The sequence below is a fragment of the Natronobacterium gregoryi SP2 genome, from assembly GCF_000230715.2.
GTDB lineage: Archaea > Halobacteriota > Halobacteria > Halobacteriales > Natrialbaceae > Natronobacterium > Natronobacterium gregoryi.
Window position 1 is genome coordinate 1,013,770 of the sequence record NC_019792.1, and the last position, 22,612, is coordinate 1,036,381.

Consider the following 22,612-nt stretch of genomic DNA (forward strand, 5'->3'; position numbering starts at 1 on the left):
AAATACGTGGAGGCCTAGCCGTCGGATATGAACGATGCACGGCTCGATCGACGCCGCGTTCTCGCTGCTGTGGGCGCAGGTCTCGCCAGTGCAGTCGCCGGCTGTACCGAGCCCCGCAGCGGCGACCCGATCGAGGGCGGCCCAACCGGCGAAATCGATCGGGACGCCGTTGCCGACGGATCTGCCTTTACCGACGTCTACGAGGCGATTATCGATTCAGTGACGATGATCCGAGTGCTGGGCGTCGACGACCCACTGACCGGCGGTGAAGGCCGCGGTCAGGGTTCGGGATTTCTCGTCGACGACACCCACGTCGTCACGAACGACCACGTCGTCGCCGGTGGGGAAGAGGCGGACCTCCAGTACGTCAACGGCGACTGGACGAACACCCGCCTCGTCGGCAGCGACCGCTACAGTGACCTCGCCGTCCTCGAGGTCGATCACGTCCCCGACGAGGCGACGCCGCTGTCACTCGCCGAGGAACGTCCGGTTGTCGGCCAGCAAGTCGTCGCAGTCGGCAACCCCTACGGTCTCGAAGGGACACTCACCGAAGGAGTCGTCAGCGGCGTCAACCGCACCGTCAACCCACCGGATCGAGAGTTCTCGTACCCCAACGTGATCCAGACGGACGCCGCAGTCAATCCCGGCAACAGCGGCGGTCCGCTCGTCGACCTCGGCGGAAACGTCGTCGGCGTCGTCAACGCTGCAGGCGGAGACAACATCGGCTTTGCCATCTCGGCAGCACTCACCCGGCGGGTCGTCCCGGCGCTCATCGAAGACGGTGAGTACCACCACTCCTACATGGGAATCGGCCTCGCCTCCGTCGATCGAATTATCGCCCAGGAGAACGACCTCGAGCGGGCAACCGGCGTGATCGCCACCGACATCGTCCCCGACGAAGCAGCAGACGGCGTCTTGCAAGGGAGCAACAGAACCGTCCGCCGAAGCGGCGAACTGATCCCAGTCGGCGGCGACGTCATCCTCGAGATGGACGGCCAGCCGATCCCGGACCGACACGCACTCTCGGCGTTTCTCGCCCTCGAGACCAGCCCCGGCCAGACGATCGATCTGCGACTCTGGCGGAACGGCAGCGAGATCCACGAACAACTGACACTCGGCGCGCGGTAACCGTCCCGGGAGTGCCCGAGTAGCGACTGCCAAACGGAGTCGTCTCGTCCGTAATCCGTTCCTACCCGATCGACAATTCGGCTATCGAAGTGGCGAGCCGCGTAGTGAGATCGTACACGTTAGCGCGTAAAACACTCTTTGCAACCGAAACGGACGAACGAAACTGGAGTGGAGCGGACGCTCCCACTCGGTCCACACGAAGTAGCTCGTCGATAACTATACTTCACGCAACGGTAGTCCCGCCCGGCGAGACCGATCGCCCGTCTTCCAATGTCACGACACGAAACCGATACGAGACCCTCCGATGGCGGTCCCGAGCCCCCGGCGATCGAACTCGATCACGTCACCGTCGAAAACGACGACGCCCCTGACGAGTGTGCCGTCTTCCCGAAAGACGCGTCGGAAGAACAACTGCTGTCGAGCTGGATCGCCGCTCACGAACACTCGTTCGTCGACCTCGAGACGATGCGGTAGCTATGCACCCCGGAAGTACCGCTACGGCCGTCGGTTTCTGGGTCGGAACGTTGTTCCCGCTGGCCTATCTGCCCGTCTTCGTCACGGGGATCGACTCGATTACCCGCTTCTCGCTTTTACTCGCGCTGGTCGTGGTCCACGTCGTCGCGCTCGTCGTCGGCCACGACTATCCACACTCGCAATCACGGTTCTCACAGTGAGAACTGGCCAGACGGTCAAAAAGAGGCGGTCCACACCTGTACCCTCGGCGTCCCGCACGCGTCACAGATCACCGCCGCGTTACCCTTGTACGTGGCGCGCTCGAGCGTACCACCGTCGTCGCAAGTCGGACACGACCGCCCCTCGAGCGCCGAGAGCAGGCGTCGTTTGTCGCCGGTCGGACTGCGCCCATCCGTCCCCGAGCCCCGTGCAGGGTCTGACTTTGCCATGCAACTATTCCATACGAGCCGACTGGGAAGCCTTGTCCCTGGATGTGCAACCCGCTGTGAGTCGAAGCGCCTATCTCGTCGAGCGAAGAACGTTCACTGGATGTGGCCGTGGGGACACCTCGCCGTTGCATACCTGCTGTACACCGGCTACACGCACCGCCGGTTCGACCGCGCACCCCTCGCAGTACCGACGCTGGCACTCGCCGTCGGCTCACAGTTTCCCGACCTGATCGACAAGCCCCTCGCCTGGGCAGTCAGTGTCCTCCCCGGCGGTCGGACGCTTGGCCACTCGTTGCTCTTTGCCGCAGTGCTCGTCCCAGTCGTCGCCCTCCTCGCAGACCGACTCGAACGACAAAACGTCGGTATCGCCTTCGTCGTCGGCCACCTGTCCCATCTCGCGGCCGACGTGCCGCCGTCGGCCCTGACCGGTGATTTTACTGGAACCGGCTTCCTCCTGTGGCCACTGGTGGCCACACGCGAGGAAGAACCTGTCGAGGGAGTCCTCGACGCCGCCCTCCACTACTACACGATGGGTCCGTACGAACTGTTCCAGTTCGGACTGTTCGCCGTCGCTGCCGTCGTCTGGTACCTGGACGGAGCTCCCGGCCTCGAGTACACCCGCCGGACGCTCGAGCGCGTCAACAGCCGGCTCCGCACCGAGGGGTAACTCAGCGAAATCGTGGAGGCTATCCCTGCCGTCACCCTCGCTTCGCTATGCGCCAGTTCGTACTCGTCGGCCACGACGTGCCGACCGAACCCGACTTCTCGCTCGACGACCTCGCAAGTGGTGCCGGCCGTCTCGACGCGCTCTGTCGATCGATCACGGCCGCGTTCGTCATCTCCCACGGCATCCGCGAGGACGTCCGCGTCCACCTGATCGCACAGGACGAACTCACGATCACCTTCGACGGGAGCCAACTCCGACGGCTCAACCCCGACGAACGCAGCACCGCCGCGCTCGTCCGGAAAGCCCTCGAGCACCGTGACGAAGCCATCGGCGTCCTCCCCGCAGAACCCAGCCCCGGAATCGAGGTGTACCGCCGCGGCTTCGAGGCCACGCTCGAGAAACTCGACGGCCCGATCGTCCAGTTACACGAAGACGGCGACGCCGTTTACGACGTCGAGGGTCTCGTCGACGCCGACCCCGTCTTCGTCCTCTCGGACCACCGGGACTTCACCGACGAAGAGACGGCCCTGCTCGAGGACGGCGTCGACCATCAAGTCCGCATCGGACCCAAACGCCTGCACGCCGACCAGGCCGTGACAGTCGTCCATCACTTCCTAGATACCGACAGCTACGAGCAGTTCTGATCGCTCGAGGCGTACGATCGGTTCTCGAGCGACGAGGCCTTTCGGAAACGTTAAACTGCCCGACGATCATAAGTCGATTGCGGGCCGGTGGGGTAGCTTGGTATCCTTCGGCCTTCGGGTGGCCGTAACCGCAGTTCGAATCTGCGCCGGCCCATTTTACACTCACGACAGACGCCTCGCTACGCTCGGCGTTGTGACGTGAGGTAAAATGGGCCGGCGCAAAGAGTCGAATCAGGGAAAACGTTGCTCCGACCGTGGTTCGAATCTGTGCCGGCCTCTTCTCGTCTCGAGTCACTCGAGGAAAGCGGACCTAACGTGGAGACCAATAGCGAGGGACAGACAGCCCCAAATCGACCGCGCTGACGATCACGAACGAATACATTTTTGCCCGTCTGGTGAGCCACCGCTTTCACGAATGGTCGTCGAGCAACTCGAGTCGCCGGACCCGGACGCCGTCGTCGAGGCGGCGAAGACGGCGTTTCGCAACGGCGCGATGTTGACAGTGGAAGCCGAGTGTGAGGTAGAGTACGAGGGTCGCACGAGTGGCTATCTCGGGCCGGGTGACCGGATTCTCGTCGCCAAGCCGGACGGCACGTTCCTGGTCCACCAGCCGACCGGCCACAAGCCAGTGAACTGGATGCCGGGCGGCGGCAGCGTCTCCACACGCGTCAGCGAGGGCGAACCAGTCCTGCTCGCTCGTCGTAGCAACCCTACCGAGCGCGTGGAAGTTCGTATCCACGAGTGCTACGGGCTGACCCGCTTTGACGCCACGGACGGCGCAACCTACGAGGAGTCGGGCACCGAAGCCGAGATGCACGAGTACATCGCCGAGAACCCCGACGTACTCGAGGAGGGACTCCGGATCGTCGAACACGAACGCGAGACGAAGTACGGGTTCGTCGACTTCTACGCGGTCGACGCGAACGGTACACCCGTCGTCGTCGAGGTCAAGCGCATCCAGGCGACGCTGAATCACTTCGACCAACTCCAGCGATACGTCTCGCTGTACGAGGACGGGAAAACGCCAGCGGAGTCACCGGGAGGTGGTGTCACCGCCGGCGACGGCGTCCGCGGGATGCTCGTCGCCCCCTCTGCTTCCGACCGCGTGAAACGGGCGCTCCGGGACAACGGCCTCGAGTTCGTCGGTCTCTCGGAGTTCGGACTCGATGCGAAGGGGTCGACGGAGGCGAAGCTGACGGATTTCTGAACGAAGACGGACAGTAGACCGACTAGTACCCGAAACCGGGATTACGCTCAGGCGGGGTCTTCGACGTCGAAGTTGCTAATCACCGCCGTCGCACGGAGTTCGTCGTCAGGGACGGAGGTTTCGTCGAGGTCGGAACCGTCACCCATGTACGCTACGACGCTGTAACTCCCAGGTTCGCCCACCGTCGCTGTCATTCCTGTCGACCCGAGAACGGCGTTGTCGACGTCCTCGCTCTCGTTCAGAACCTGTCCGTCGTCAGTGTCGACGATAGCGACACCGTCGGCATTACCCATCGACGTCAGCGACACGTCCACGGCAGCCGGGTCGCCGTCGTCGATCGAAACGCCAGCCTGTGGGTCCTGCTGGATGTCGTCGCCGATCCCGAGGACGAACGTCGCGATCACGGCCGCGAGAATGACGGTAATCGCGACCATTAGAATAACACCAATTACGGGCGAAACACCGCGTTCGTCCGCGTTTCCGCACGTCCGCTGAGTCAGTAGTTCGAACATGTGTATGGATGCACCCGAACGATCGGAAAGCCACCAGGACGCCGCGCACCACCACGTACGGAACCTCGAGCGCTGACACGCGACCTCCAACACCCTTCCCGTCGCTCTCTCGGTGCTAAATATTTCTGTGGAGCGGAAGTATATATAAGTATCCCACACTGAATTCAATCGAATGAAAGATAGTCACGAACTATCTAGTTTCTGGGAGAGACAGGAGCCACGCCGATTGCTCCAAATTCTTTTCGAGGGCCCACTACCGCTTGCTCTTGTTTTGGTTTCTTCCAGTATAGTCAGAGCCGACGACACCACTCTGGTCGAGACACTCGAGTTCGATTCGACCAGAATCGGAATGTTAACCCGTCGGCTCTCTCATAGTATGCAATACCGATGCAATGGCTTCGTGCGCTCGCTGCCGGCGGGCTCTCGATTCTCCTTCCAGGAGCAGGCCACGCGCTCATTCGTGACTGGCTCCGGGCGTTCGTCTTCGCTGGGCTGTATCTCTCCGCGATCGTGATCTTTCTGCCCTCGCCGGACCAGCTCACGGCGGCCGAGTCTCTGACCGAGATGGGAGAACTTGTCTCAGCGGAAACCGACTCGATAGGACAGTTCGCGCTTTCGTTCATCGCCCTGTTTGCAGCCATCGACGCGACGTTTCGCGCATTCGGCGTTCCACCGGACAACACCGAGGGGGCGGAGGGACCGACCTGTCCCGAGTGCGGAAAAGAACTGGACGAAGACCTCGAGTTCTGTCACTGGTGTACGACCCGACTCGAGTCGGCGGAGCCAGACGAGTCTGAACCAGAACCGAAGGAAGCCTGATACGGATTACTGTAACGATTTACCGGCGCAACCGCCGCCCGGGTCGCGGTTGTGCCGGAACTGACTTACAGTAAGCCGTATGAGACGGCTGTGCTGGGTACTTGCAGCCGGTCATCAGGTCAGGCTCGTCAGTGGCTGGTCACGCGACCGTCCAACTACTTCTCGATGATACTCTCCTCGACGGCCTCACCGAAGTGGCGGGCCGTATCCTCGTAGTACAGCAGCAGTTCATCCCCCGCCTCGAGGCCGGTCACTGGTTTCCGTCCCTCGCTAGAGGCGACTTTGATCGTCTCGGCGTTCTGGAGTAGCGTCTCGACGCGGTCGCCATCCTCGGTTTCCAGCGCGATCCGGAACATCGGGCGTTTCTCGATCTTGACGCGGCCGACGATCGCCTCACGGGTGTTGCCGTCGGTGTCGACGACCTGGACCTCGTCACCGCTCCGGAGTTCCGAGAGGTACTTCGTCCCACCGTCTGGCGTCCGAACGTAGGCGTGGACCGCGCCGGCGTTGACTCTGAAGGGGCGCGAGGCGACGTACGGCGACTCGGCGGTCTCGGCGTGGACGAAGACGAGTCCGCGAGCCATCGAGCCGACGAGCATCCCTTCGTCGTGCTCCAGCAGATTGCCAGTGTCGATACAGACCCGGTCGGCGCTGCCGACGCGCTCGACGTCGAGTACCTCGGCGTACTCGAGGTCGAGGGTCTCACGTTCGGCCTCGTCGCGGACCTCGACTGTCTTGCGGATCTCGTCGGGATCGGCCGAATCGAGCAAGACGGAGTCGCTACCGATCTCGAGCGTCTCGAACGCCGTTTTTGCCTCCGCGGCGCTTGTAACGCCCGCGACGAGGTTCGTCTCCTCGCCGATGCGAGCGATGAGATTCTCCAGTGGGATGATCGTCCAGTCCTCGCCGACGACGATGGTGTGGTCGGCAACTTCGGCTGCCGTCTCGGCGAAGGTTTCGTAGGCCTCGTCCAGGATGCGAACGTAGGCACCGCGCTCCAGGTCGTCGTCGCGGCGAAGCGTCGAGAGGTCCGCAGAACCCGACAGATCGTCGGGGAGATCGATCGTCCCGTCGCCTTCGCCGTTCTTGCCGACGACGACAGCGTCTGGTTCGGGTCCCGACGCATCGGTCTCGGCGTCGTTCTCGGCGTCGTCGACGAGCGTCATGTCGCCACCAGTCCGGAACGCAGCGACGCCGATGTCGCCGAGTTCGCGGACGCGTTCGACGTCTCCCTCGTCGACCAGTACCCAGTCCGCGCCCGCCTCGAGCGCGGCGGTGATCCGCATCCGCCGATCCTCCCAATCGCCGACGGACCCGTCGGCTTTGATCCAGACAGATCGAGTCATACATCGACGCTCGGAGGGAACCGGCTTGAACGTGGCGAATCGGGCAGGACTGCAGTCCCGCGATCGAAAGCAACGGTCGTCACGATAGTCCGGCTGTCGAATACGGTTTGCTGTCGGTCAGTGCCGGCGCGACCGCGAACTCCTGCGGTCGTGCCGGGACATCGGGACAGCAGTCCGTATAACAGTGCGGACGGTGTCGTCTACCGTATCGACTGGGACGGCTCGCTATCACCCCGAGAAGAACCACACCGCGGCCGACGAGTCGACGACCGAGACCGTTACTCGCTACCTCTGGGTCGCACACGTGACGGACATCGCTCGCGCCGTCCTCGAGCATGCGAGCGATCCGTCGTCGACTCGTCGTCGCTCGTGAACTCCACGCTGTACTCGAGATCAGCCGCGACCCCTCGAACTCCCTGGCTCGTCCCTCGCCGACGCCGCGCCGGATCTGTTCGCTCGTGTAGACGGACGGTCCCTCCACTGCGGGATCGCCGATCGGGCACTTCGTGCCCGTCGAGTGACTCGAGACAGACCTCGGACTGCACGGCTGGGGGCGAGCCGTGCGCGCTGGCCGAAGCCGATCCGTACCCGCCTCCACGTCGTCCTTCTACGCTCCGTCCGTGAGTTTGTGTTTGAACGCCCGGTAGGCGTTTTCTCCCTGTTCGGTCAGTTCGACGACTCGTCGGCGACCGACCGACTCGACCGTCACGTACCCGTCTTCGACGAGTGGATCGAGAACGTGTGCGTCGAGGACCCGGAACGCGCCTTTGTCCTCGCTTGCCCGTTCCTCGGGCGGACGACGGTCAGCCATGAAAGACAGCCCGCAATCTCTGGCGTACTCGATGAGATCTTTCTTCTTTGGCGGTGCGGTCCGTGCGTCGTCGAACCCGCCCCACGCGGACGGCTCTCGGAGGAATCCCAGTATCGCGACCTGATCACGAGTGGGCGACTCGATCGGGTACGTCGGGATCGTTTCGGTCTGTTCGACGCCGAACGACGACGGCTCGGCCTTCCCGTCGTGGGCGTACGTCGACGGCTCGACGTAGTAGGCGTGTGCGTCCGTCGAAACGTCCATACACGCAATCGTCGCCCCGATTGCCGCGATCGTCCCCGCACTCGAGACGTTGACGTAGACGCTGTCGTCGGCGTGAGTCGACGCGATGGTCGTCACGGACCCGAGGACGGCGTAGACGTCATGCAGATCACAGCGACGGCTGCGAACCTCGGGAACGACCGACTCGAGTTCGCTGTGCAGTTTCTCGTGATACTCCGCCCGGGCCTCGGGCGAGACACCGTCGACTTCGGTCCGCTCCGTCGCGTCCGAATCGTGCTCGAGGAGGTAGACGAGATCGGCTCGTTGGTCCCGGATCGGCTCGAGAACCCGATCGAACTCGTACCCCACCGGAACGACGTGCACTCGCTTGACGACGTCCATACCCGTCGACTGACGGCCACGAAGGTAACTTCCTGCGATATCCAGCCGGCGCTGTAGTGGACGGCCACCCCGTGTCCGGCAGCGAAACCTTCAGAACGACCACGCCCGTAGATCAAAACAGATGGCCGACTACGACGCGATCTGTTTCGACCTCGACCGAACCCTCTGCGAGTCGACGCAGGACCCCGGGAGGTTGCTCGAGTCGGCGTTCGACCGGGCTGGGCTCGAGCAGTTCTGTACGCCTGCGGATCTCCGGGCCGCGCTACCGTCACTGCCGGTCACCGAGACGGATCGCGAGTTCTACGAGTCTCTCTTCAGGGAAGCCGCGAATCGTGCCGGGGTCGATCCTGAGACCCGGGAAGCAGCAGTGTCGACGCTTTCGACTGCCTATCTCGAGCTTCGAGATCCGACTGCCGTCGAGTTTCGTCCCGGTGCCGAGACCGCCCTCGAGCACGCTCACGATCGGGGACGTGTCGGCCTCATCACGAACGGCGGCCGAAAGACTCAAAGTCGAAAGCTCCGGACGCTCGGTATCGAACACGCTTTCGACGTCCGCGTGTTCACGGAGCCAAGCGCAGGTATCTATCCGAAGCCAAACGCCGAACCGTTCGAGTACGCACTCGGAGAACTGGGTGTCGACCCCGCTAACGCGATCCACGTCGGTGACTCGCCTCACGCCGATGTCGCCGGGGCAAACGCGATGGGCATCGACTCTGCACTGGTCGGTGTCGCCGACCCTAGCGACCATCAACCGACGTACGAACTGTCGTCGCTCGCAAGACTCGAGTCGATCGTGTGAAAACCAGTACCGTTCTACTCGGCGGCTAATACGGACTGCTGTCCCGATGTCCCGGCACGACCGCAAGAGCGCGCGGTCGCGCCGGCACTGGCTGACAGCAAACCGTATAACGGGTCGAGCCGGCACATACGGTCGGATTTGCTCCGACGGTGCACGGGAACTCGGGCTCTAGTAGCGTCCCAAGTCTACTCTGACTAGTGCGCTTTACTCCTGATCGAGAATCGTGATCGGTTTGGGCCAACTCTCAACTAGTCGGTCCACACTTGGGACAGTACTAGTGGCGGGCCACGCCTGAACTGATGGGTCGAATCTGGCGGTGTCGCTCGATTCGACCTGTCAGTCGACGGTTGGGACAGTACTAGAGGCTCACTTTCCAAGTGGTACTCGAGGAGTAGCCCCACTTTTCGATTTCGACGTCGTAGTTACCGTTCTGGAGAGCGGTGATATTCGATCCGACCTCTTTCGGCGTCATCCCGAGCTCCTGGGCGATGAGGCGGGATTTGAAGTACGTCTTCGTAGCAGCCTTCTCCCGGAGGTACTGGAGGATCTGCTGTTGCTTGCTCGTGAGGTCGGTGGCCATTGCGCTGCTCATGCTCAGAGACACGACCGGAACCCTCTTAGGGGGTTTGGTACGTGCGGTTAACCCTCTGCCGTAGTTCGATTTTTGGGGAGAGTAATAGATCGATACGGGTGTCGAAACGATGTCTTGGTACGGCCGGTTAACGAGTACGAGTCGATGACTCTCACGCTAATAAATGGTTTCTCCGGGTAATACGATGTTGTCACCCGATCAGTCGTAGTGATTCGAGAGGAACGGTCCCGACGCGGACGCCACTGCCTCACCCAGTGCCTGCCGGCGGTCAGTCAACGCGTCGGTAAGGGCACCCGCTGCGCCCTCGGCTTTCGCGATCCCGTCGGTACCGAGCAACTCGTCCATTACCGGCCCCAGTTCGGCTCCCTCCTCGAGCCGATCCACGACGTCGTCGGGAAGGCGAAGCGCCGGTCCACCACCGCGCTCGACTCGGTCGCCGTCGGTGACCACACACCACATGATCAGGAAGAGACCGGGTACACCCTCGAATCGGGCAACACCACCCTCGAGGCCGACGCCGTAAGTCGCATCGGTCGCCTCGAGTGCTCGCCGGGCACGGTTTTCAGCGCCCGCTACTGTCTTCGCAACCGACCACGGCTGCTCGGCAACCCCGGAGTCGACGGCGACGGCTTCTACCGACGGATCGAACCGCTCGAGAGTCCGTTCGACCGCCTCGACCTTCACTGGATTCTCAGTTCCGACTGCAACCTGCATATGCGGTATTCGACGGGGGCCAGCTTGGAAGCTCCGCTCTGCTCGAGAGGCAATTCTATGCTTGAATGTTTTGATCGATCATCGCAGATCGGACGAGTTACTGCTTTACGAGGGTCGTGTAGTTACGATTTCGAAACCATTATATATTGATCCTCTGAAGGCAGTAGGTAACGACTTCGTCCGGGCTTTTGCGATCAGCTCGTCCGGACAGCATTTGCCATCGTATGACTAGCACACGATCGAACACGAGAGTACGGCGTAACGAACACGAAACGAGCGAAGAAACGACCGAAAGCGAAGCGAGCGACGTCACCTGTCCGGAGTGTACTGGACACCTCGTCGTCGACGACGAGCACGGCGAGACGGTCTGTGAAGACTGTGGTCTCGTCGTCGAAGAGGACTCCGTCGACCGCGGTCCCGAGTGGCGTGCGTTCGACGCCGCCGAAAAGAACGAGAAGTCCCGCGTCGGCGCACCGACGACGAACACGATGCACGACAAGGGACTGTCGACCAATATCGACTGGCGCAACAAAGACGCCTACGGGAACTCGCTCGGCTCGCGCCAGCGCGAGAAGATGCAGCGTCTACGCAAGTGGAACGAGCGGTTCCGGACCCGCGACTCCAAGGAACGAAACCTGAAGCAGGCACTCGGCGAGATCGACCGGATGGCCTCTGCACTCGGTCTTCCGAACAACGTCCGCGAGACCGCTTCGGTCATCTACCGGCGTGCACTCGACGAAGACCTCCTCCCCGGTCGCTCGATCGAAGGCGTCTCAACCTCCTGTGTCTACGCTGCTGCCCGCCAGGCCGGCGTTCCCCGATCGCTCGACGAAATCGCCGACGTCTCCCGCGTCGAGAAAAACGAAATCGCCCGTACGTACCGCTACGTCGTCCGCGAACTCGGACTCGAGGTCCAGCCCGCAGATCCGGAGAGCTATGTCCCTCGTTTTGCCTCCGGACTCGAACTCTCGGACGAGGCTGAACATCGCGCTCGCGCACTCCTGCAAAACGCCAAGGAGAAAGGCGTCCACTCCGGCAAATCTCCGGTCGGTCTCGCGGCCGCCGCCGTCTACGCTGCCGCACTGTTAACCAACGAGAAGACCACCCAGGCCGCCGTCTCCGACGTCGCAGACATCTCCGAAGTCACGATTCGTAACCGCTACCACGAACTTCTCGAGGCCGAAGAGACCCTCGGCGTCGCGTAACCCGCCAGCGAGGCGCACGCGGCGTTTCCCGGAGCGACACCGTTTTTCGCCCGGTCGTTCACTCTCGCTAGTATGGACTTTGACTCGGTTATCCTGGCTGCCTCGACTGCCGATCCCGACGACGCGTCCGCCGCTTGCGACCACGCCGACGCCCTCGAGTTCCGGATGGATCTCGCCCCAGAGCCGCTGGCCGCACTCGAGGCCTACGACGGCGAACTACCAATCTTGGCGACGAACCGCGCGAAGTGGGAAGGCGGTGAAGCGACCGACGACGGCCGACTCGAGGTGCTCGTCGAGGCTACCAGGTTCGACGCAGTCGAAGCAATCGACGTCGAACTCGCCTCGCTGCGAGACGGCGAGGCAGGCAACGTCGTTGCACAGGCCCGCGAACGCGACGTCGCAGTCGTTGCCTCGGCACACGACTTCGAGGGAACGCCGTCGACACTCGAGATGAGCGAGACACTGACCGACGCCTGCGACCGCGCAGACGTGGGCAAACTCGCCGTGACAGCTCACGACCGCAAAGACTGCCTCGCCGTGCTCTCGGTCACCCACAAACTCACCGACGACGGACGGACCGTCGCGACGATGGCGATGGGCGACGCTGGATCTCACACCCGCGCCGTCGCACCAGCGTACGGATCGAAAATCGGTTACGCACCCGTCGACCCCGCGAAAGCGACCGCGCCGGGCCAGTACGATCTCGAGACGCTTGCCCGACTGGTCGAGGACCTGACGTAGCTACAAGTCCTGCAGTCGAATCCCGTCTGCGACGACCCGACGGTTCCGTTCGCGCTCGAGATGGTCGGCCAACTCCTCGTGGTCGTACAGTTGTGCGATGACATCCGCATACAGCGTTCGCCACGCAATCGCGTAAATCGGGGACTGGCCCCAAGCACGGAGCTCCGGGACGAGTTCGTCGTAGGTTTCGTAGCGGTCTTCGAACCGATCGACCGCCTCGAGCACCCGTGTAGCTGCTTCTGTCTCGTCGTCGGTTTCCTGGATCGACTGGTTGAGCTTTCGCTCCCAGCCAGCGACGGCGTCTTGCATGTCCGCCGCTGCAACCTCGTCGTCGTCCGGCAGTCGGTTCAACAGCGGTTCCGGAACGCCGAGCGAAATTTCTTCCATAGCTGGTGGTAGCGCGCCAGTGATAAGAAACCCGTTGCCAGCGATCGATCCGCCGACCAGAATTATATATTGCAATATGGAGTTTATCGGATGGGTGCGTCGGAGTCGTTCACGGCCGGCAGTAAGAACGGACTTCTCGAGAGCGGCTATCGACCGGTCGGAATCTAGCATCCAGTGGGGAAACGTCGAACACGGCGACTCGAGAGCGGCCACACTCGAGAAACGACGCCTCGCCCGCGACAGAGACAGGCCGTCTTCGTAGCCGAAGCCTCGGGTTCGAGCGGCGAGTTTTGGGTTCCGTATCGGCGCTTACGACCTCTCTCGAGCGACTCGGATTCGTGGGACGGAGCCGAGTGCAGTCGCTTGCGGGGCACTGCGTCGGAGTGGCCCCACGCGTGTACCGGCACCCGAGACGCTCAACGCGACCGAACCCACGTCCAGCAGAACGGTCGAACGTCGATCGGTGCGACGACTGGGTGCCTTTCGGACGACTGAGACGGATTGCTGTCCCGATTTCCCGGTGCAACCGTTCCGGGTGCGGTTACACCGACAATGAGAGACGAGAAACCAACGAAAAGAGTGAGAAGACGACCGTGATCGATTTTACTCGCCGATCGAGAGTCGGGAAGCGACGAGTGGCATTCACCCATGCACCGATGGGTGGGACCAGTCGGATGGTCCAATCCGACCCACCAGCCCAGTCGTGTGGACCGGCCGACCCAGCAGTCGATAGTCGAATCGGTACGGGGAGACATCCAAACCCGATCCGAGAGGTCGACCCTGGCCACGTGACTCGGCAGGCCCACCAGTGCGATCGCGGCGGGGGAAACACCTCCGACGACACCCGTCCGATCCGCCGGCACAGGGTTTCGATCGGTGTCGTGTTCCACGCAACTACCGGCAGTTGCTCCGGATTCCAGTCTGTAATTCACGTCGCAACTGTCCTCCCCGATGCGGTAGTGTCCGTCAGATAGCTGTCGCGATTCATTCTCGAGGTCGGGTAGTTCGAGAGACTGCGTCTCTCGGCATCGAGCGAGCCCAGAAGCCTCGCGGACATCGCGGAGCGTTGCTCCGCTCAGTCACGGAAATCAAAGAGTTCCGTACGACCTCGAGGCACTCTCGCTGTATTGTTGTCGAGAAACAGTGTGACTGCAAGAGTCACAGACGCCGGCCGATCGACCAGTCTTTCGACACTCGAGACAGCCTGTAAACGATGGCTCGGCGCAGTCAGTCGGGGCGAGCGTCGCTGCTGTCTCTCCACGACCGACGAGAGAGCGACGACTCGAGGGGCACCCGGGAACTGCCGTTGCGGATTCTGGCCGTCGACTGGCATCGTTTAAATGAAAGAACGCTATATAGAACTGGGTCGAACTGAAGGCAGGCACGTCACGAATAATTGGTTGGATTGCTTAGCAGTATTAGTAGCGCGATTTCTTTATTTAGTCTCGTGCCTGAAACTGAAGCAGGTGATTCGGGAACTACGTGTGCGCATTGACCACCAACGGTTCTACACTGTGACCTGACAGTCAAGTACAATTTTAAATGATGGAATCGTGATACTACCTTGTGGGATGTTAAGGAGACCATCCATTTTGTAAAGAAGACATAACATTTATGTGTGGGTAGTCAAAATAGTACTGTATGGTTGACAATCCTCGAAAAGCATATGGCGCTCTTCTCGTGATGATAGCAGCAGCAATTAGTGGCGTAATTATCGCTGCGGGATTTGTTGCCCCAGAATTTATTATGGACGGTAATTCATTCTGGTTCTTCCTCGGAGCGGTGGCAATGATGATTGTTTGTGCGCTTATCAGTTGGAGCGTTAATTTGCCCTATATCATTACTGAAGAGTTCACATCAAATGGTGGTGATGAATAATGGTTGCTCTGCTACCAAGAAAATATAATCTGCTTCTGCTTCTAGTTACATCACTCCTCTACCCGATTGCTGGCTTGCTCCTTGGAGAACCATTTACAAATCCAACAATTGCAGATTTGGTCGTAACACCTGCTGTAATCTTACTCTTTGCCAATCTCGGCTATATTGTACAATCACAACATGGCGAATCTGGGGTAGTTGATGAACGTGATGTTCAGAATATTGACCTTGCACTATCTGTTACTGGAGTTGTACTCCTCATTTCGATACTTGTAATATATATCGGACATGCAGTGATAAATGAGGTTACACCAGCAGAGGTAGATTATCTTGCACTAGCTGCTGTAGGGACGATATTTGTGGTATTAGGTGGAACTGAAATCTATCACCGCCTGTAGTTGAATATGGATAATAACCTTCGCGTTAAACGTGCGGAAGAAGAAATAACACAACAAGAACTCGCAAATGCGGTTGATGTGAGTCGTCAGACAATCTATGCAATAGAAACATCAAAGTATGACCCTTCTTTGGAGTTAGCGTTCAAACTTGCAAGATACTTTGACTGCTCAATAGAGAATATATTCGAGCCAAATCTCGACTAACTTTCTCACTAATTAGGAACAAAACAGATGAGAGAATTTTGACTAGGATACCAATTCTGTCCAACACCAGTGTGCGCGTGTCACGTGTGGTGAATGCATTCCTCTCTTTTGTGTACTTTCCGTTCCTCGGGTAGTCGTGAGGAAGGTATGCGAACCATCTGTGAAATCCCGTCATTTCACACATATGTTCATCTAAAATACATAATTTTAATACTAAGCATTTCGTTTTAGTGAGTTATGTCGGTAACACAACCTACCCAATCCCCGTTCGACCACGATAGGTTCTTCACATTTACCGTCAACGACGAGACCTATAACGGGAGCATCCACTTCCTTACCCACTACGCCGAGAAACCCGATTTTGTCGAAGTTCTACGAAATTCCTTCTTTCGAAACGAAACCTACGATGACGCCCGCGCTGACTGGCATCGGAACACAACGTCTTTTCATGCGTGGGTGAAATCACACATGCTTCGGCTCGCGTGGGACTGTCAAGAGACACTTCTCCACCACTTCCTCAAGTCCTTCCCTACCGTTTGCCGTGACTTTGGCTTCCCCGTTGAGCATAACCATGACATGAGTGGTGCCCCGAGCCAGTCACGGCTCTGGGAAATGTGGAACCAAGAATTCACTGACGTACAGCGTGAATTCGTGCGGTCGGCTACCGAGGAAGCCCTCGACTTTGCCCGCGAACAAGGTATTCCTGCTCCTGACTCCGTGTTTCGTCCCGAAGAACGCGATATAACCTCGAAACGGAGTAAACAGCGGCTTGTCGCGGAGAAGACCAAGGAAGTCTGGCAACAGGCCAAACCGTTCGTCACGGATACGTTCTACCTGAAACGGGCTGACAACAGCGTGATTCATGAGAACGCGTTCTGGGAACAACATGCGTACATGGGTATGCGCGAGAATATGTATGCCCAGAGTGGTCAGCACTCTTTTTACATCGACTCCCAGCGCGACCGCACGCCGAGCGCGTCGAACCACCGCTATCAGATAGGGAAACTCACTGTCGAGGAAACGCGCTCGATGCTCCATGAAACCACTCGGATGCTAATCTCCCGCGCCCGTCACAACTCCGAACTCGTCGGCAAACTCTGGGCTGCAATCGACATCACAAAGGGAAATCCGTGGACAGGCAAAGTCAAGCGGGACGAGGACAACAATATCTCTGAGGATTGGATTCTCGGCTACAAAGACGGTGAAGTGTACTACCAGTGGGCAACTATCCAGATTATTGGGTACGATATTCCACTCGTTCTGGACGCAGTTCCAGTCAAACGCGGGATGAAGCGAGCCGACATCGTGGATAGTCTGCTGGAAAATGCGCTTGACCTCGTAGACGACATCGAACTTGTGATGATGGACAGAGAGTTCGATAGTGCGGGCGTGAAAGACGCGTGCGACAAGCACGGTGTCTACTACCTTAACGGCGCACGAAAACACCAGTCAGAGAGAGCGACGTGTACACGGCTCTGCCGCTCTGAGAAGACGGTCCACATTGAAGAGGCAACAGTTTCAGATGGTCCGACTCGCAAGCGGATGTACCTCCCGTCAAGCGCGAGCAACGACTTCGATATGGAGAACGAAGATGGAGGTCATGAAACAGAGGAGAGGACAGACATCCGTGAGCAGATGCGCAATGACCTCAGTGACCTCGGTATTGAACTAAATGAAGATGATGTTCAGCAGGGTTTCAGTTCTCTCACGAAAGAGATTCGAGAAGATGAGGCAGGTGAACCGACAGTGGGGAGTAAAGAGGATGCACAGGAATACGCGCTGTTTGAAACGAACCATCCCAGCGTGATGCTGGATGATGACGACAGCGAGACTGAGCGAATCCACATGGTTGAGCGGATGGTTCGTCGCTATCGCCACCGCTGGGGCATTGAGAATGGTTACAAGCAAATCAAGACGTTTCGTGTCCGCACGACGAGTAAACGCCATACGTATCGGTTCTTCAATTTCGTGTTTGCGTGCGTTCTGTACAACGTCTGGCGGCTTGTGGATTTGCTTGTAAAACTCGCTATTGAGAGTGAAAATTCGACATACGAGCCGTGCGTAGACGCCAATCAGTTCCTCACCGTAGCGAAGATATTCTATGGTCTTGACCCGCCCGACTAATCAGAATCGTTCCGTGTCCGCTGACTCTTGAGCGGCGGCGCTGTTCTGCATCCCCTGTTTTGACGAATTCTCGCCTGTTCCTATAGTGGCCACTTCGTTCTGTTCTATCAGCCATTTCGTACAGATATATTGACGTGAGTAAAACAGTCACCCAACCGATTATTTGACCATATGCCTGCCTTCTAGGGTCGAACGCCCCGGCGATTCGAGGCGTAGCTCTCCACGACCAGTGTCGAAAACGTGTATGGGTACGATCAGTAAGCGGCAGATCAACCAATATTGTTCTAATGCAAAAGTGGTTTATAACAGATTTCTTCATTATCAGTTGATGGATACGGATCTGAGTCGACGACAGGTGATCACTGCTGGTGGAATAGGGATAGCAAGCACTCTAGCAGGCTGTACCTCCAGGTCCCGAGACCAACCGGGAGACGGTGCGACCGAGACCGAGCGAACGAACACGGTCTCGATGGCCCCGATGGGCGAGGTCGACTTCTCGAGCCCACCCGAGACGTTCGTCGGTCGGTTCGGCTTCGTCGTCGATATCGCGGCAGCGCTCGACGAACTCGATTCGCTGGTCGCGATGTACAGCAATTACTCGGTGATCGGACACACACACTTCTACGACGAACTCGAGACCGTCTCGATCGATCCGGCAGAGATCGAAGAGTTGCACACGGATGACTGGGACATCCGTCTCGAGCGGCTGTACGACCTCGCCCCCGACTTCACGGCGATCGATCCGAACTACCTGATCCACTACACCCAGTTCGACGAGGACGAGGTCGATCGGTTCGTCGGACGGGTCGGCCCGTTTCTGCATAACGAAAGTCAAAGCGAACGGGCCGACGGGTGGCCGACCTGGCCCGACGGCGACTACCCGTACCTGACACTCTCCGAATTCACGAGGAGCTACGGCAAAGCCTTCCGGAAGACGGAGCGTGCCGAGGCGATCCTCGAGCTCAACAGGGAGGTCCGCGAAACGGTCAGAGACCGCCTGCCGCCGGAGTCAGAGCGACCAACCGTCGCGGTCGGCTCTCTCCACGACGGCACCTGGCACCTCGATACGTTCGTCGATGCACCCGAACGGACCTACGGCGAGATGCACTATCGAGAGCTCGGTGCTCGAGACGCTGTCGCCGAACACGGCAGGGGTCGCGTCCAAGCCGAGATGGAACTGCTGCTCGAGATCGACCCCGACGTCTTCGTCTGGCGACACGGCCTGTTCGATCCCGACGGCGTCGCCGAGACCCTCGAGGAACTCGAAGACGACACGCTCGGCAGCCAACTGTCGTGTGTCGACTCGGGCAGGTTCTACGTTGGCGGGAGTCCAGACCAGGGGCCGATCGTGAACACGTTCCAGACGGAGATGCTCGCAAAACAGCTCTACCCCGACGAGTTCGGCGACTACCCTGGACTCGGTGACGTGCCGACCGACGAACAGTTGTTCGACCGCGACCGGATCGACGAGATCGTTCGTGGGGAGGGGCTCGAATGAGTTCACTCGAGGCTGAAAAAGAGCTGGTCGAAGAGTTCGTCCTCGCCGCCTTCGAGAAGGACGACCGAACGACGGTCCGACGCATGCTCGCGTCGGATGCGCTCGTTCATACTCCAAACGTGTCCCGGACCGGGCTCGATGCCGACGCGTTCGAGACGCAAGTACTTGAGGCGTTCCACGACGCGTTTCCGGACCTCTCGGTGGCGATCGAATCGCTGATCGCGGAGGGAACGACGGTGATCTGTCGATTTACGATGACCGGCACGCACGCGGGCGTCTTTCGCGGAGTCGAGCCGAGTGGCTCGACAGTCGTCGTCACAGGGGTCCTCGAGGTTCGGCTCACCGATGCGGGCATCACCGAGCTCTGGCAGACGACAGACGGCCTCGAACTACTCGGACAGATTACCGACTACAGCCCCGAAAGCGCCCACTGTAGACGTGAGGAATAGCCCGCGATGAGTGAGAAGACAGGACAGTCTGGGCCTCGGTCTCCGACCGCCACGACCGCCGACCGACAGGTGGGTTCGGGCGGTCGCCTCGAGTGGGTCGACGGGCCGTTACTCTCGGTGTGTCTGGCGAGTCTCGCGATTACCGTGGTCGCGGGTGCAGTGCAGATCACCTTCGGGGACTACTCCGTCTCGATTACGGAGGTCTGGGGAATCGTCTTCGATCCGGCGGTACTCGCGAGTCCGTCGACGCTGTACGCGCTCGTGTTCGGCGGCGAGTTGGCACACCTGCCGACGGAGTCGCTGATCGTCTGGACCCAGCGGGTGCCGCGCGTGCTCGTGGCGGTTTTCGTCGGGATGAACCTCGCCATCTCGGGTGCGATCTTCCAGGCGGTGACGCGGAACGAGCTCGCGAGCCCATACATTCTCGGGGTGTCCTCGGGTGCCGGGCTCGCAGTGTTGCTCACGCTCGTCGTCTTCGGCGGGCTGGCCGCGTACCTCCCGCTTTTCGCTGCACTCGGCGGCGCGTTCGCGTTCCTGCTGGTCTACGCGATCGCCTGGAACGGCGGGACGAGTCCGGTTCGACTCGTCCTGGCCGGCGTGATCGTCAGCACGGTTTTCGGCTCGGTACAGACCGGCCTCTACTTCTTCGTCGACGATCTGGGCACCGTCCAGGAAGCACTCGCCTGGACGACGGGCACGTTGAGCGGGGCGGGCTGGAGCGAGATCCGACTCATCGTTCCCTGGACGGTGCTCACCGTGTCCCTCTCGATCGTCGGCGCTCGCCAACTCAACGTCCTGTTGCTCGGCGAGCGGACTGCACGATCGCTCGGAATGTCCGTCGAACGGGCACGGTTTAGCCTCTCGGCGGTCGCTATCGTCGCGGCGAGTGCGAGCGTTGCCGTCAGCGGGATCATCGGCTTCGTCGGGCTCATCGTCCCTCACATGGTCCGGACGATCGTCGGCAGCGATTACAGACCCCTCATCGTCGGGTGTCTGTTCGTCGGGCCCGCGTTGCTCGTCGTCGCCGACGTCTGTGCCAGACTCGCGATCAGCGGCTCACAGCTCCCCGTTGGAATCCTCACCGGCCTCATCGGCGGCCCATACTTCCTCTATCTGATGAAACGCAAACAGCACCTCGGAGAACTATGACAGCAACCGACAGCGAACGACACAGTACCGACAGCACCGATCACGACTACGACGTGCTCGTCGTCGGCGGCGGAGCCGCCGGCCTCTCGGCAGCGATCTTTACCGCACGGTTCGGCCTCGAGACCGCGATCTTTGCGTGTGGCCGTTCGGCGATCTCGCGGTGTGCTCACCTTGAGAACTACCTCGGTTTCCCGGGCGGTATCGATCCGTCCACGTTCCTCGAGCTCGGGCGCGAGCAGGTGACACACGAGGGAGCGACGGTTCACTCCGAGATGGTCGACGCGATCGAGAAGCCCGACCAGCGGTTCCGCGTCGAGACGATCGACGGGACGGTCGCCAGACCACGGTACGTGATCGCCGCGACCGTAATCGACGGCGACTACCTCGAGTCGCTCGATCCGGCGCTGTACGACGAGGATACCCACACGGTCGACTGCGACGAGGGTGGCCGAACCGAGGTCGACGGGCTCTACGTCGCCGGACGATTGGCGGATGCGACCCACCAGGCGATCATCTGTGCCGGCGACGGCGCAGAAGCAGGTCATACCCTCGTCACCGACGTGTTACGTCGGCGGGGATACTGGGACGAGATCGCGCGCCAGTACACCGACTGGGTGGTCCGTGAACGGCGCGACGACGACTGGGTGTCTCGTGTCGAGTCGTGGATACGAGAAAGCGTGCCCGACGACGACGCCGTCTCGGAGGAACGAATCCAGTGGGTCATCGACGACGTCGTCGAGCGCTTCGAGAACAGGGAGATAACCGAATCCGAACGGCGCGAACGCGTCGAGCGCGGCCGCGACCTCGTCACCGCACACCTCGAGCCATGATCGAGAAACGCGGCCTCGAGACTCGTTTCGAGCGTGAGACCGTTGAGGAACCTGGCTGGGGTCCGGTCTCGGACGACGACACGGACACGGGCACCCAAAGCGGACGGAGCGATCACATCGAGTGTCGGGACCTCGTCCTCGAGTACGACACGAGTGACGAACCGGTCGTCGACGGTGAGACGATCGGCGTGCCCGACGGGAAGGTGACGGCACTCGTCGGGCCCAACGGTAGCGGCAAGAGCACGCTCCTGAGAGGTGTCGCACGCGAACTCGAGCCGGCCGACGGTCAGGTCGTCCTCGATGGGACGGACATCGAGCACTATTCGCGAAAAGCGTTGGCTCGTGAGTTGGGGTTGCTCTCCCAGCACAACGTCGTCCCCGAGTCACTGACCGTCGAAGACCTCGTCAGACACGGCCGGTATCCACACCGTCGGCTGTTCGATACCATGTCTGACAGCGACTGGCGGGCTGTCGACCGGGCGATCGACACGGTCGGAATCGACCACCTCCGCGATCGCGATGTCGGATCGCTCTCGGGCGGACAGACGCAACTGGCCTGGATCGCGATGGTCCTCGCACAGGAACCTCGGGCAATGTTACTCGACGAACCGACGACCTACCTCGACTTGCGCCACCAAGTTCGGCTCCTCGAGGTAATCCGGTCGCTGAGCGAGGACGTGGACATGACTGTCGTCGTGGTTCTGCACGATATCTCACAGGCGGTCCGGGTCTGTGACCACCTCGTTGCACTCGCGGACGGAGCTGTCTACGACAGCGGACCGCCGGCGGAGGTCGTCACAGAGGAGTTTATGGCCGAAGTATTCGGCGTCGACGCCCACGTCGAGCCTGGGCCTGCTGGCCTCCAGATACACCCGATAGGAGAGAGCGAACAAACAGCAGGCGAAGACGGGTGACAGCCGTCCACCCCGGTCCACAGCGGGGCAGAGAATCCGCCTCGCTCCCTAGTTTGAAAGCGACAAATAG

The 22,612-nt window shown here is 60.4% G+C and carries 27 protein-coding genes and 1 tRNA gene; 21 read left to right on the forward strand and 7 right to left on the reverse strand.

Features of this window, described 5'->3' with window-relative positions; genetic code table 11:
* The first annotated feature begins 27 nt into the window (after positions 1–27).
* From NATGR_RS04955 to NATGR_RS04965, 3 genes are all read left to right on the forward strand, one after another.
* Positions 28–1,128: a S1C family serine protease gene (locus tag NATGR_RS04955; protein ID WP_005581655.1), complete on the forward strand. Its 1,101-nt coding sequence runs from the start codon at positions 28–30 to the stop codon at positions 1,126–1,128.
* 270 nt (positions 1,129–1,398) lie between these two features.
* On the forward strand, positions 1,399–1,602 hold the full coding sequence (locus NATGR_RS04960) for a DUF7511 domain-containing protein (protein WP_005581654.1): 204 nt from the start codon (positions 1,399–1,401) through the stop codon (positions 1,600–1,602).
* A 2-nt stretch (positions 1,603–1,604) separates the two neighbouring features.
* Complete coding sequence (locus tag NATGR_RS04965; protein ID WP_005581653.1) at positions 1,605–1,802, forward strand: hypothetical protein; 198 nt, start codon at positions 1,605–1,607, stop codon at positions 1,800–1,802.
* Positions 1,803–1,817: 15 nt separating this feature from the next.
* On the opposite strand, the gene NATGR_RS18740 is transcribed toward NATGR_RS04965, so the two are convergent.
* Positions 1,818–2,030, reverse strand: coding sequence for an HVO_A0556 family zinc finger protein (locus NATGR_RS18740; RefSeq protein ID WP_015233343.1), 213 nt, complete (start codon positions 2,028–2,030; stop codon positions 1,818–1,820).
* A gap of 100 nt (positions 2,031–2,130) precedes the next feature.
* Between NATGR_RS18740 and NATGR_RS04970 the strand changes: the two genes are divergently transcribed.
* The 4 genes from NATGR_RS04970 (at position 2,131) to nucS (ending at position 4,548) form a co-directional block, all read left to right on the forward strand.
* On the forward strand, positions 2,131–2,697 hold the full coding sequence (locus tag NATGR_RS04970) for a metal-dependent hydrolase (RefSeq protein ID WP_005581652.1): 567 nt from the start codon (positions 2,131–2,133) through the stop codon (positions 2,695–2,697).
* Positions 2,698–2,744: 47 nt separating this feature from the next.
* Positions 2,745–3,341 (forward strand): tRNA (pseudouridine(54)-N(1))-methyltransferase TrmY, encoded by a 597-nt coding sequence (gene trmY, locus NATGR_RS04975; protein WP_005581651.1) that lies wholly within the window; start codon positions 2,745–2,747, stop codon positions 3,339–3,341.
* Between the two features lie 81 nt (positions 3,342–3,422).
* Positions 3,423–3,495, forward strand: a tRNA-Pro gene (locus NATGR_RS04980).
* 261 nt (positions 3,496–3,756) lie between these two features.
* Positions 3,757–4,548, forward strand: coding sequence for an endonuclease NucS (nucS, locus tag NATGR_RS04985; RefSeq protein ID WP_005581650.1), 792 nt, complete (start codon positions 3,757–3,759; stop codon positions 4,546–4,548).
* Between the two features lie 47 nt (positions 4,549–4,595).
* Here the strand turns inward: nucS and NATGR_RS04990 are convergent, their stop codons facing one another.
* Positions 4,596–5,060, reverse strand: coding sequence for a type IV pilin (locus NATGR_RS04990; RefSeq protein ID WP_005581649.1), 465 nt, complete (start codon positions 5,058–5,060; stop codon positions 4,596–4,598).
* A gap of 387 nt (positions 5,061–5,447) precedes the next feature.
* Here NATGR_RS04990 and NATGR_RS04995 point away from each other — a divergent pair, with 387 nt between their 5' ends.
* Positions 5,448–5,879 carry a DUF7575 domain-containing protein gene (locus NATGR_RS04995; RefSeq protein ID WP_005581648.1) on the forward strand — a complete coding sequence of 144 codons (432 nt, stop codon included), beginning with the start codon at positions 5,448–5,450 and terminating at the stop codon, positions 5,877–5,879.
* 155 nt (positions 5,880–6,034) lie between these two features.
* On the opposite strand, the gene NATGR_RS05000 is transcribed toward NATGR_RS04995, so the two are convergent.
* Positions 6,035–7,225 carry a 3-dehydroquinate synthase II gene (locus tag NATGR_RS05000; protein ID WP_005581647.1) on the reverse strand — a complete coding sequence of 397 codons (1,191 nt, stop codon included), beginning with the start codon at positions 7,223–7,225 and terminating at the stop codon, positions 6,035–6,037.
* A gap of 193 nt (positions 7,226–7,418) precedes the next feature.
* Here NATGR_RS05000 and NATGR_RS05005 point away from each other — a divergent pair, with 193 nt between their 5' ends.
* Positions 7,419–7,598, forward strand: coding sequence for a hypothetical protein (locus NATGR_RS05005; RefSeq protein ID WP_139222406.1), 180 nt, complete (start codon positions 7,419–7,421; stop codon positions 7,596–7,598).
* A 234-nt stretch (positions 7,599–7,832) separates the two neighbouring features.
* On the opposite strand, the gene NATGR_RS05010 is transcribed toward NATGR_RS05005, so the two are convergent.
* Positions 7,833–8,660: an HFX_2341 family transcriptional regulator domain-containing protein gene (locus tag NATGR_RS05010; protein ID WP_005581644.1), complete on the reverse strand. Its 828-nt coding sequence runs from the start codon at positions 8,658–8,660 to the stop codon at positions 7,833–7,835.
* Positions 8,661–8,781: 121 nt separating this feature from the next.
* Between NATGR_RS05010 and NATGR_RS05015 the strand changes: the two genes are divergently transcribed.
* The gene (locus NATGR_RS05015) at positions 8,782–9,459 is read left to right on the forward strand and encodes an HAD family hydrolase (RefSeq protein WP_005581642.1); all 678 of its coding nucleotides are present in this window, start codon (positions 8,782–8,784) and stop codon (positions 9,457–9,459) included.
* A 358-nt stretch (positions 9,460–9,817) separates the two neighbouring features.
* On the opposite strand, the gene NATGR_RS05020 is transcribed toward NATGR_RS05015, so the two are convergent.
* Both NATGR_RS05020 and yjjX read right to left on the reverse strand, forming a co-directional pair.
* Positions 9,818–10,051, reverse strand: a complete 234-nt coding sequence (locus tag NATGR_RS05020) for a DUF7123 family protein (RefSeq protein WP_005581641.1) — start codon at positions 10,049–10,051, stop codon at positions 9,818–9,820.
* Between the two features lie 198 nt (positions 10,052–10,249).
* A complete protein-coding gene (gene yjjX / locus NATGR_RS05025; RefSeq protein WP_005581640.1) occupies positions 10,250–10,765 on the reverse strand; it encodes an inosine/xanthosine triphosphatase in 516 nt (171 codons plus the stop codon).
* Between the two features lie 224 nt (positions 10,766–10,989).
* Between yjjX and NATGR_RS05030 the strand changes: the two genes are divergently transcribed.
* Both NATGR_RS05030 and NATGR_RS05035 read left to right on the forward strand, forming a co-directional pair.
* Positions 10,990–11,970 carry a transcription initiation factor IIB gene (locus NATGR_RS05030; RefSeq protein ID WP_005581639.1) on the forward strand — a complete coding sequence of 327 codons (981 nt, stop codon included), beginning with the start codon at positions 10,990–10,992 and terminating at the stop codon, positions 11,968–11,970.
* Between the two features lie 72 nt (positions 11,971–12,042).
* Positions 12,043–12,711, forward strand: a complete 669-nt coding sequence (locus NATGR_RS05035; protein ID WP_005581638.1) for a type I 3-dehydroquinate dehydratase — start codon at positions 12,043–12,045, stop codon at positions 12,709–12,711.
* Here NATGR_RS05035 and NATGR_RS05040 read toward each other — a convergent pair whose 3' ends face one another.
* Positions 12,712–13,098 carry a hypothetical protein gene (locus tag NATGR_RS05040; RefSeq protein ID WP_005581637.1) on the reverse strand — a complete coding sequence of 129 codons (387 nt, stop codon included), beginning with the start codon at positions 13,096–13,098 and terminating at the stop codon, positions 12,712–12,714.
* Positions 13,099–14,739: 1,641 nt separating this feature from the next.
* On the opposite strand from NATGR_RS05040, the gene NATGR_RS05050 reads away from it, so the two are divergent.
* From NATGR_RS05050 to NATGR_RS05080, 9 genes are all read left to right on the forward strand, one after another.
* On the forward strand, positions 14,740–14,976 hold the full coding sequence (locus NATGR_RS05050; protein ID WP_015233345.1) for a hypothetical protein: 237 nt from the start codon (positions 14,740–14,742) through the stop codon (positions 14,974–14,976).
* Entirely contained in the window at positions 14,976–15,374 is a 399-nt protein-coding gene (locus tag NATGR_RS18745; protein WP_074929745.1) for a hypothetical protein, read from the forward strand. The genes NATGR_RS05050 and NATGR_RS18745 overlap by 1 nt, the downstream gene beginning before the upstream one ends.
* A gap of 6 nt (positions 15,375–15,380) precedes the next feature.
* Positions 15,381–15,578 (forward strand): helix-turn-helix transcriptional regulator, encoded by a 198-nt coding sequence (locus tag NATGR_RS18750; RefSeq protein ID WP_005581635.1) that lies wholly within the window; start codon positions 15,381–15,383, stop codon positions 15,576–15,578.
* A 237-nt stretch (positions 15,579–15,815) separates the two neighbouring features.
* A complete protein-coding gene (locus tag NATGR_RS05055) occupies positions 15,816–17,702 on the forward strand; it encodes a transposase (RefSeq protein WP_015233346.1) in 1,887 nt (628 codons plus the stop codon).
* A 328-nt stretch (positions 17,703–18,030) separates the two neighbouring features.
* On the forward strand, positions 18,031–19,200 hold the full coding sequence (locus NATGR_RS05060; RefSeq protein ID WP_015233347.1) for an ABC transporter substrate-binding protein: 1,170 nt from the start codon (positions 18,031–18,033) through the stop codon (positions 19,198–19,200).
* Positions 19,197–19,649 carry an ester cyclase gene (locus NATGR_RS05065; RefSeq protein WP_005581630.1) on the forward strand — a complete coding sequence of 151 codons (453 nt, stop codon included), beginning with the start codon at positions 19,197–19,199 and terminating at the stop codon, positions 19,647–19,649. The genes NATGR_RS05060 and NATGR_RS05065 overlap by 4 nt, the downstream gene beginning before the upstream one ends.
* 6 nt (positions 19,650–19,655) lie before the next feature.
* Positions 19,656–20,798, forward strand: coding sequence for a FecCD family ABC transporter permease (locus NATGR_RS05070; protein WP_015233348.1), 1,143 nt, complete (start codon positions 19,656–19,658; stop codon positions 20,796–20,798).
* Positions 20,795–21,628, forward strand: coding sequence for an FAD-dependent oxidoreductase (locus NATGR_RS05075; protein WP_005581628.1), 834 nt, complete (start codon positions 20,795–20,797; stop codon positions 21,626–21,628). The genes NATGR_RS05070 and NATGR_RS05075 overlap by 4 nt, the downstream gene beginning before the upstream one ends.
* On the forward strand, positions 21,625–22,542 hold the full coding sequence (locus tag NATGR_RS05080; RefSeq protein ID WP_005581627.1) for an ABC transporter ATP-binding protein: 918 nt from the start codon (positions 21,625–21,627) through the stop codon (positions 22,540–22,542). Before NATGR_RS05075 ends, NATGR_RS05080 begins: the two co-directional genes overlap by 4 nt.
* Positions 22,543–22,612 lie beyond the last annotated feature (70 nt).